At 60.5% G+C, this 8,356-nt stretch carries 11 protein-coding genes and 1 tRNA gene; 7 read left to right on the forward strand and 5 right to left on the reverse strand.

Annotated elements, in window-relative coordinates; genetic code table 11:
* Positions 1 to 424 precede the first annotated feature (424 nt).
* From AWB74_RS38390 to AWB74_RS38400, 3 genes are all read left to right on the forward strand, one after another.
* Positions 425 to 1,555 carry an HPF/RaiA family ribosome-associated protein gene (locus AWB74_RS38390; RefSeq protein ID WP_061151810.1) on the forward strand — a complete coding sequence of 377 codons (1,131 nt, stop codon included), beginning with the start codon at positions 425 to 427 and terminating at the stop codon, positions 1,553 to 1,555.
* Positions 1,556 to 1,655: 100 nt separating this feature from the next.
* On the forward strand, positions 1,656 to 3,590 hold the full coding sequence (gene dnaK / locus AWB74_RS38395) for a molecular chaperone DnaK (RefSeq protein ID WP_061151811.1): 1,935 nt from the start codon (positions 1,656 to 1,658) through the stop codon (positions 3,588 to 3,590).
* Between the two features lie 147 nt (positions 3,591 to 3,737).
* Positions 3,738 to 4,112: a hypothetical protein gene (locus AWB74_RS38400; RefSeq protein WP_061151820.1), complete on the forward strand. Its 375-nt coding sequence runs from the start codon at positions 3,738 to 3,740 to the stop codon at positions 4,110 to 4,112.
* Between the two features lie 165 nt (positions 4,113 to 4,277).
* On the opposite strand, the gene AWB74_RS38405 is transcribed toward AWB74_RS38400, so the two are convergent.
* On the reverse strand, positions 4,278 to 4,661 hold the full coding sequence (locus AWB74_RS38405; RefSeq protein WP_061151812.1) for a hypothetical protein: 384 nt from the start codon (positions 4,659 to 4,661) through the stop codon (positions 4,278 to 4,280).
* Between the two features lie 247 nt (positions 4,662 to 4,908).
* On the opposite strand from AWB74_RS38405, the gene AWB74_RS38410 reads away from it, so the two are divergent.
* The 4 genes from AWB74_RS38410 (at position 4,909) to AWB74_RS38425 (ending at position 6,573) form a co-directional block, all read left to right on the forward strand.
* Complete coding sequence (locus AWB74_RS38410; RefSeq protein WP_061151821.1) at positions 4,909 to 5,352, forward strand: Hsp20/alpha crystallin family protein; 444 nt, start codon at positions 4,909 to 4,911, stop codon at positions 5,350 to 5,352.
* 25 nt (positions 5,353 to 5,377) lie between these two features.
* Positions 5,378 to 5,785 (forward strand): Hsp20/alpha crystallin family protein, encoded by a 408-nt coding sequence (locus AWB74_RS38415; protein ID WP_061151813.1) that lies wholly within the window; start codon positions 5,378 to 5,380, stop codon positions 5,783 to 5,785.
* A 101-nt stretch (positions 5,786 to 5,886) separates the two neighbouring features.
* Positions 5,887 to 6,447 (forward strand): Hsp20/alpha crystallin family protein, encoded by a 561-nt coding sequence (locus tag AWB74_RS38420; RefSeq protein WP_061151814.1) that lies wholly within the window; start codon positions 5,887 to 5,889, stop codon positions 6,445 to 6,447.
* 53 nt (positions 6,448 to 6,500) lie between these two features.
* Positions 6,501 to 6,573, forward strand: a tRNA-Lys gene (locus AWB74_RS38425).
* 94 nt (positions 6,574 to 6,667) lie between these two features.
* On the opposite strand, the gene AWB74_RS38430 is transcribed toward AWB74_RS38425, so the two are convergent.
* The 4 genes from AWB74_RS38430 to AWB74_RS38445 all read right to left on the reverse strand — a co-directional run.
* Positions 6,668 to 7,081, reverse strand: coding sequence for a hypothetical protein (locus tag AWB74_RS38430; RefSeq protein WP_143749416.1), 414 nt, complete (start codon positions 7,079 to 7,081; stop codon positions 6,668 to 6,670).
* Between the two features lie 64 nt (positions 7,082 to 7,145).
* Positions 7,146 to 7,709 carry a hypothetical protein gene (locus AWB74_RS38435; protein WP_235024846.1) on the reverse strand — a complete coding sequence of 188 codons (564 nt, stop codon included), beginning with the start codon at positions 7,707 to 7,709 and terminating at the stop codon, positions 7,146 to 7,148.
* A gap of 21 nt (positions 7,710 to 7,730) precedes the next feature.
* Positions 7,731 to 7,985 carry a hypothetical protein gene (locus tag AWB74_RS38440; RefSeq protein WP_061147744.1) on the reverse strand — a complete coding sequence of 85 codons (255 nt, stop codon included), beginning with the start codon at positions 7,983 to 7,985 and terminating at the stop codon, positions 7,731 to 7,733.
* 110 nt (positions 7,986 to 8,095) lie between these two features.
* A partial coding sequence (locus tag AWB74_RS38445) for a TCP-1/cpn60 chaperonin family protein (RefSeq protein ID WP_327363033.1) occupies positions 8,096 to 8,356 on the reverse strand: 261 nt, incomplete at its 5' end.

Consider the following 8,356-nt stretch of genomic DNA (forward strand, 5'->3'; position numbering starts at 1 on the left):
GAGCCACGTCTATCTGCGCTCGGACTGCATCGATGGCACCGAGCGTCGCTCTCAAACTTCAGCGCTTTTTTCTGCATGTCGCTGCTCGCGCAGCGCGGCCGGCGCTCGTCTCGGGCCTTCTCTCGCGCCATTGATTCGCCAGCCTCCGTCGCATGCCCACGGGCGATAGGGCAACGGCGAGCGTCGGCGACGGCGCGAACGCCTCTTGTCCGACGCCGCAGCGCCAGAAAGCCGAGCGGGCGGTCACTCGCCACGATGGCCTCTGAATCGGCACCGCAGCGGGACGCGGAACAGTCGGGACGTCGCATCCTCGCTCCGGGGTGCCGGCGGCATCTCATCGCGGTCGCGGATGAGAAAACTTTTGCGCAGTGCGCGTCGCGAATTTTCACTGGGCGGCGCAGCTTGATTTGTGGACAGGCTTGAGATGAAAACGGTGATTCGTTATCGGAACGTGGCGAAGCTTGCACGTCCCGACCTTCATCAGATGATCGAGCGGCTCGCTGAACGGGTGCTCGGCCCGCATTTGTCTCATTTTCCGGCCGAACTGCTCCGTTTGCACGCGACCCTGGATAGGAGCCGCCACCATGGTTCCTATCGCGTCCGTTTGCAGATGACGCTGTCCGGGGCGACGCTGGCGTGCGTAGAGGAATCGTCGCGCTTGGAAGAGGCAATCGAACGTGCCCTCACGGAACTGGACCGGCAGGTCGAACGCCACGTTGCACACCTGCGTCACGAAGACGCCTGGCGTCGCAAGGAGCGGCGTGTCGGCCTGCGGCAACTCAAGACGGCACTGAACGAAGAGAGCGACGCAGAAGCGGCGTCGTTCAGCAGCCTCGTGCGCCCGCTGCTCGCCTCGCTGCAGCGCTTTGTGCAGCGGGAGCTTTCGGACCTGCAGGCGCGCGGCGAACTCGACCCGGGTGAGCCGTTGGTCGACGAGATCGTCGATGAGGCGCTGGCCCGTGCGTGTGAGCAGTCTGCAACGCGCCCACGCAAGCTCAACCCGCTGCAGTGGCTTTACCAGATAACGCTGAGCGTTCTTGCCGACGAAGTGAGCCGCCGTCAGGACGAGGCAGGTCGCTGCATTTCGCTCGAGGGCAGACTGCCGATCGAGTTGCGCGAGCCGCGAGAGGACGAGGAAATCCTGTTTGCCTACTGGCAGCCCGACGAAGTCCTGCGTCTCGAGGACGTCATGCCAGCAGCGGACGTGACGCCCGAGGAGGTCGTGAGCGAGCGAGAGCTCCGCGCGCTGCTCGCGAGGCTTCTTTCGGAACTGCCGGCACCTTGGCGCCGCGGCGTTGTACTTTGCCGGCTAGAGGGGCTTTCAGTAGGCGCTGCCGCCCAGGTAGCCGGTGTGACGGCGCAGGAACTTGAGCAGGAGCTGGCGCATGCCGACGCGTTCCTTCGGGCGAGACTTAGGGAGCTGCGGTTGATCCCGCAGGCGTCGGACGAGCCCGCTGGCTACGTCACGCCAGGTGTGCTGCAGCCGGCGTCGAGCCTTTCTCAAAAATTCGAGCAGGCAACGCTGCGCGACGCTCGAGAGCCAGAGAAGCAATGATGACGTTCGCGCAATGGCGAGGGCTCAAGAAGTGTCGTAGAGACCGCATGACCTGGGGCGACGAGATAAATGAAGTCTTTTTGATATCGGTGACGACATCATGAGCAAGATCATTGGCATCGATCTCGGCACCACAAATTCTTGTGTGGCGCTAATGGAAGGCAAGCAGGTTAAGGTGATTGAGAATTCAGAGGGCGCCCGCACGACGCCATCGATTGTCGCGTATCTCGACGGTCATGAGCTGTTGGTGGGCGCGTCTGCCAAGCGGCAGTCGGTCGCCAACCCGAAAAACACGCTGTTTGCGGTCAAGCGCCTGATCGGGCGCCGCTTCGAGGAAAAGGAGGTGCAGAAGGATATTCGGCTGATGCCCTACAAAATTATCAAGGCGGAGAACGGCGACGCGTGGGTCGAAGCGCGCGACAGCAAGCTCGCGCCGTCCCAGGTCTCGGCCGAAGTCCTGCGCAAGATGAAGCAAACCGCTGAAAACTACCTCGGCGAGTCGGTCACCGAAGCTGTCATCACGGTGCCCGCCTACTTCAACGATAGCCAGCGCCAGGCGACCAAGGACGCCGGGCGCATTGCTGGTCTCGAGGTCAAGCGGATCATCAACGAGCCCACAGCCGCTGCGCTCGCCTTCGGGCTCGACAAACGCGACAGCCGTGACCGCAAAATCGCTGTCTTCGATCTTGGCGGGGGGACCTTTGACATTTCGCTGATTGAGATCGCCGATGTTCACGGAGAAAAGCAGTTCGAAGTGCTGTCGACCAACGGCGATACCTTTCTGGGTGGAGAGGACTTTGACCAGCGCATCATCGACTATCTCGTTGGCGAGTTCAAAAAGGAGCAGGGCGTTGACCTCTCGACGGACGTGCTCGCCTTGCAGCGTCTCAAGGAGGCGGCCGAGAAGGCCAAGATCGAACTGTCGTCGAGTCAGCAGACTGAGATCAACCTGCCGTACATCACAGCGAACGCATCGGGACCCAAACATCTGAGCGTGAAACTCACGCGCGCGAAACTCGAATCGCTGGTGGAGGACCTGATTGAGCGGACGATGGAGCCTTGCCGCGTGGCGCTCAAAGATGCGCGTCTGACGGCAGAACAGGTCGACGACGTCATTCTTGTCGGTGGCATGACGCGTATGCCCAAGGTGCAGGAAACGGTCAGAGCGCTTTTTGCGCGCGAACCGCGAAAGGACGTCAACCCCGATGAGGCAGTGGCCGTCGGGGCGGCCATCCAGGCGGCGGTACTGTCCGGGGAGCGCAAGGACGTCTTGCTGCTCGACGTGACGCCGCTCTCGCTTGGCATCGAAACGCTCGGCGGCGTCATGACAAAGATGATCGAGAAGAACACGACCATTCCGACCCGGTTCTCGGAAGTCTTCTCGACCGCCGACGACAACCAGGCGGCGGTCACCATCAAGGTGTATCAGGGCGAACGCGAGATGGCGAGCGGCAACAAGCTGCTGGGCGAGTTCACGTTGGAGGGTATCCCGCCAGCCCCTCGTGGCGTGCCGCAGATCGAGGTGACTTTTGATATCGACGCAAACGGCATCCTGCACGTCTCGGCCAAAGACAAGGCGAGCGGCAAGGAAAACCGGATCACCATCAAGGCGAATTCAGGGTTGTCCGAAGCCGAAATCGAAAAGATGGTCCGGGAGGCGCAGGCGCACGCCGCAGAGGACCACCGGCTGCGCGAGCTGGTCGATGCACGCAATCAAGGCGATGCGTTGGTCCACACTACGCGCAAAGCATTAACCGAATATGGTGACAAGCTTGACGCCGCCGAGAAGCGCGAGATTGAGGCTGCGATCAGGGAACTTGAAGATGCATTGAAACGGTCCGACAGGGAAGAGATACAAGCCCGGATCGGCGCGCTGGCGACAGCGTCGCAAAAGCTCGGGGAACGGATATATGCGGACAATCCATCGCAAGGAAGCGATTCGACGGAAACGGCCGGGCAACACGAATCCCACAGAGCGAACCAGGATGAAGATGTGATTGACGCAGATTTCAAGGAGGTGAATCGCAAACGGTGACGCTGGGACACAACTCGTTCGTTAACGATCGGATGCAGGCGTGACCCCTGAGAGACCGCTTGTATCGCTCGTTCTATGGGATCGGCGGTGCGCGAGGTGCAGCGCCGCGGCGTTTGTCAGCCGGCGCTCATAGGTAAGAGGTTGGCTATGAACATGCAACATATAGGGTTCCTGACTGCGGCTGCGATTGCTATGTGCTGGTCCGGCGAGGCTGGTTCAACGAGTGCGCCTATTCGCACCCTGCCGCTGCAAGACGATATCTGGATTACCGGTACCATCCAGCGTGGCAGCGATCAATACGCTCCTGGCGACTACACGACGATTTTGCTGGATCGACCGGCGACCTCGCCCTGTAGCGACAAGGTGGTCACCGATATCCTTCTCGGTAACGGCGGCATCCCGGGTCCCGCACTGCTGCTTCCGTACCTCGATCAGCGGGTCGCTGCTAAGGGGCGCGTGAGCTGTCCTCGCTCGGGCATACAGTTCTCACCGCAGCCGGACGTGGTCTTTCCGGTCTGGTAGAGGTCGACCGGTGTAAGGGCGGTGCATGGTACCGAGACGTGGGGGCTGGACTCACTGGGCGTCGTGGTTCAGCGGCGGCGGCTTGATCAAGATCAAGCGTGCGCTCTAAAGCTATGTCCGCCAACCGCACCAGCACCTTTTGCCCCGAACTGGATGAGCGATGCGCTATTGAAGTGGTGGCACCACGCCTAATTTTTCGGCAAGCATCCGCTCGTAGACACCGAAATGCAGATCGACCTCTGCCTGCGTCACCACTGTGACGAGGATATTGATCTGCGCGGGTTGCAAGCCCAAAACCGTCGCGATCGCCGCTTCGAGTTGGGGCGCGCATAAGCGGTCGTCGGCGAAGGTGCTGCCAACCGAGATCTCGTAAGTGGCTTCCTTTCGCGCCACGACTTCGACCATGCGCGCACGCGCGCTCATGTTGTTGTCGATCGCAAGCCGAATGACCTGGACCGCCGTACGCATCGTCTCAGTCGGGAAGCCCTCCGTCGAGCGCAGCCGGATACGGTGCCGCCCAAGGGTCAGCCAATCGTATTCGAATTCCATAGTGTCCTCGCAAGGGCCATCAGGAACGTTGAGAAAATATAGGATGCGCCCGCCCGATTTCAAGAGCAGAAAACTCGCGACTTCCCCTTGAAATTTCGCCGCGAGATCCTATCTTGAATTTCGCTCAGGCAGTCGCGCAAGCAGTTCGGCGCGCTGCGTGTTTCGATTTGTTTGCCCGCAGCATGGCAGACGGACTGGAGCGCGTAGGCCGGTTCGTCTTCCTGCTGGTTCCAAGGAGGAAATGATCATGAGCGATCTCTATTTCGGAACCGACCTGTTCAGCGAGCTCGATCGCCTGCAACGGCAGATGGCGAGCGCATTCGGTGGTTTCCCTTCCAGCATCCGTTCGGGGCGCTTCGGCGCCTTCCCGCAAATCAATATCGGCTCGACCGACGACTCGATCGAGGTCGTTGCGTTTGCGCCCGGAGTTGATCCGAAGAGCTTCGACGTGTCGATTGACAAGGGCCTGTTAAGCATCAGCGGAGAGCGCGCGGCGGCGCTACCCGAGGCCGCCGGTGAAGAAATGCGCACCTATGCGCAGGAGCGATTCGTAGGTTCTTTTCGGCGCGTCATTGAGCTGCCGGAGCATGCGGACCCTGACAAGGTCACCGCGCAATACACCAATGGCTGCCTGACGGTGAGCATTGGCAAGCGGGAAGCATCCAAGCCACGCGCTATTACCGTTCAATGAAACCTCACAGTCGAAGGAGAACATCATGAACGCCACGACAGAGCTTGCGAAGAAAGGCGAAACCGCGGTGGGCGGCAGGCAAGGGGAGTCGTCCGAGCGTCGGATCACCCTCACGCCGGCGGTCGACATCTTTGAGAATAGCCAGGGCGTCGTCTTATGGGCGGATTTGCCTGGTGTAACGAAGGACCGGCTCGACGTGAAGGTCCACGACGGTAATCTCTTCATCGAGGCGGAGGCGGTGGTGCCGACTCCATCCGGGCTGCGGCTGCAGCACGCGGAGATCCGTCAGCCCCACTTCGCGCGGGCTTTCTCTCTTGGGTCCGACCTGGATGCCTCGAAGATCGATGCCAATCTGAAGGACGGCGTGCTGCAACTGACGATACCGCGTCGGGACGAGGCCCGTCCCCGCCGGATCGAAGTGCGTACCGGCTAAGCCCCGCAAGCGGGGAAAGCAGCAGGAGACCTGAGGTGGCGGTCCGAGAGACCGCCACCCGCAAATTAAGTCGTTGGCTGACGAATCGGCAGGAGCAAACCATGAATACCGATCCAAAAAAATGGAATCCCTTCAAGTTCCTCCGCGGGGCGACTCGCAAGTCTGATGGGGAAGCGGAGCAGTCGCCCGGCGGTGAACATTCGCGGTCGGCCTGGCCTGACATGCCTCGATTCTTCTCGCGCGATCCATGGCGCGCAGTCGAAGAATTTTTTCAAGACCCCTTTGCTGGACGCGGGGCGCTGGAAAGATGGTTTGGCGACTTCAGTTCGTCGCGCTTTCAGCCGCGCATCGACGTGGTCGACGAAGGAAAGATACTGCGCGTGACGGCCGAGTTGCCGGGAATGGAGCGCGAGGACGTGAGCGTAAGCGTCGAGGATGGCGCGCTCGTCTTGCGCGGCGAGAAGAAACAGGACGTTCGCAGCGAAGAGGATGGCTGCTACCGGCTGGAGCGAGCCTATGGGCGCTTTACACGGACCATCCCGATGCCGGAGAACGCCGAGCCGGATCGCGCCTTGGCTAAATTCGACCGCGGCATACTCACACTGACCGTGCCGAAGTCGGAGTCGGCACGCTCGGCTAGCCGCACGATCGATATTGGCTAGGAACCGCGTTGAGTGCTACGCCCGCAGCATAGTCGTCACTTTCGTGGGCAAGTGGGCCGTTAGCTCAGCTGGTAGAGCAGCGGACTTTTAATCCGTTGGTCACTGGTTCGAACCCAGTACGGCCCATGAGATATCGCGACGTCCATGCCGCCGCCGCAGGTGTCGCACTTTCTGATTTCTCGGTAGCGTGCCGATCGATTGGCTGAGTCGATGGAGGCGATCAGCGCGCTGAGATAGGCGCGTTATGACACGTACGGCTGGCGCTCGTAATCCTCGACGCATACTGGATAGCATCGTTGCGCGTGCCGGCTCGAATGTCACACCAAAACTCCTGGTGACAGGCGCCGAGAAGGCGGGCGGCCTGATAGCGGTGGACATGACTCGCCAGCCAAAACCGGCAACCATCGAAGAATACTTTCATGGCCGGCCGCGCGGCGCGCATCGTGCCCAAGCGGATGGAAGTCAACGCGTCTTCGACGGCTGGGCTGCCCATCGCTTCTCGCATGAGGAATTCGTCGCTCACCGACAGTTGCAAAAACTTGAGGTAGTCCAGGCCGAGCACGCCGGATGGGAGCTTGGGCGACGGCGCGCCAGGCGCTCGAAACTCTCCGGGCATATCACTCAGATCAGGCACGTGCCGAGCAATGCATTACGTTATAGAACATGCCCACCTCCAGGGGCTCTTCGTATGTCCACGGTTATCGCGCAGCGTTGGCCCCATCGTCCGTTGGGCGAATTGACCTCGCTTGCCGCGCGTTCGTGGGTCTCGTGAGCGTGGAAAAGCCGAGCCTGCGAAGGGCGGTGTTTGCTTGAGCCATGAAGGTTTCAGGCCAAGTGCTGCAGAGAAACTCAAAGGCGGGTCGGGCCTCTTTTAGCAGCGAGGAGAGCACATCATTGCATGCAGCTCCCGATGGGACGGGATTCATCGAGTCGCCGAAGAGAACTTGCTGGACAAGGGCGACGCCGCCGCGCTCCGCTACAAAAGAAATCACGGGATAGAAGCGCGGATCTTCGACGATGGCTTGGCCGTACGTCTCGGCCAAGGCAATCAAAATCGCCATGTCCATGCGCGACGGCGTCGCGGAAATATAAATGTGACTTGACGTATAACCGCGTTGCATGGAGCTTTGACGCATAAGCGTCACGACATTCTCAAGTTCGGAGACGATGCGCGCGACGGCGCCATCGGGCATCGCCTCGCTAGCGCGAGCGCCCGAGCACGTGTCGTTCGTCGAGTCGTTCGGTTTGTAGGTCCTGTTCATGATTTCATGCTCCATCGCAAATCATTGACCAGTCATGAGATGTCGAATGATCAAGGCCGGGTCGGCGATGTCGAGGATCAGGCGACGGAAAATACGCCTACGCATATGCTCCTCGTCAAGTACCCACGGCGCACCTTTTTCGCTTAGATAACGAGCGAGGGCATCTTCGAGATTCGCGTCGTCGGGTAGATCGAGCCGGAGCGCCAGGAGCGCCGCAATGACATCGTCGAGCTCGACTTCAAGCGGCTTGGAATCAATGCGAAGTTCGAGTTTCATGTCAGCTTGCCAAAAAGCAGCGCCGCACGACGGAGTAAAATGCGGCGCCGATAATGAACCAATTGCACCTGCCACCAATACAACAGGCACTTGAAGCAACCCGCTGCAGGTTAATACTCCAACTCCCGTGCGGGCGTCCCCGTCGCCTTATCGTCTTTTGGCGCTTCGGCGACAGTGGCGTCCGTGGTCAGAATCAGCCCGGCAATCGATGCGGCGTTCTGCAAGGCCGTGCGCGTGACCTTGGTCGGATCGACGACGCCTGATTCGACAAGGTCGCCATACTCACCGGTCGCCGCGTTGTAGCCAAAATTGCCGTGGCCTTCGACCACTTTGGCGATGACTACCGATGGCTCGTCGCCCGCATTCGCCGC

The organism is Caballeronia arvi, from assembly GCF_001544695.2.
GTDB classification, from domain to species: Bacteria; Pseudomonadota; Gammaproteobacteria; order Burkholderiales; family Burkholderiaceae; genus Caballeronia; species Caballeronia arvi.

Bases quoted from the DNA above. Each gene is read 5' to 3' on its own strand.
- dnaK (WP_061151811.1), top strand. From the start codon at position 1,656: ATGAGCAAGATCATTGGCATCGATCTCGGCACCACAAATTCTTGTGTG.
- AWB74_RS38410 (WP_061151821.1), top strand. From the start codon at position 4,909: ATGAGCGATCTCTATTTCGGAACCGACCTGTTCAGCGAGCTCGATCGC.
- AWB74_RS38405 (WP_061151812.1), bottom strand. From the start codon at position 4,661: ATGGAATTCGAATACGATTGGCTGACCCTTGGGCGGCACCGTATCCGG.
- AWB74_RS38440 (WP_061147744.1), bottom strand. From the start codon at position 7,985: ATGAAACTCGAACTTCGCATTGATTCCAAGCCGCTTGAAGTCGAGCTC.
- AWB74_RS38435 (WP_235024846.1), bottom strand. From the start codon at position 7,709: ATGAACAGGACCTACAAACCGAACGACTCGACGAACGACACGTGCTCG.
- AWB74_RS38400 (WP_061151820.1), top strand. From the start codon at position 3,738: ATGAACATGCAACATATAGGGTTCCTGACTGCGGCTGCGATTGCTATG.
- AWB74_RS38390 (WP_061151810.1), top strand. From the start codon at position 425: ATGAAAACGGTGATTCGTTATCGGAACGTGGCGAAGCTTGCACGTCCC.
- AWB74_RS38415 (WP_061151813.1), top strand. From the start codon at position 5,378: ATGAACGCCACGACAGAGCTTGCGAAGAAAGGCGAAACCGCGGTGGGC.
- AWB74_RS38420 (WP_061151814.1), top strand. From the start codon at position 5,887: ATGAATACCGATCCAAAAAAATGGAATCCCTTCAAGTTCCTCCGCGGG.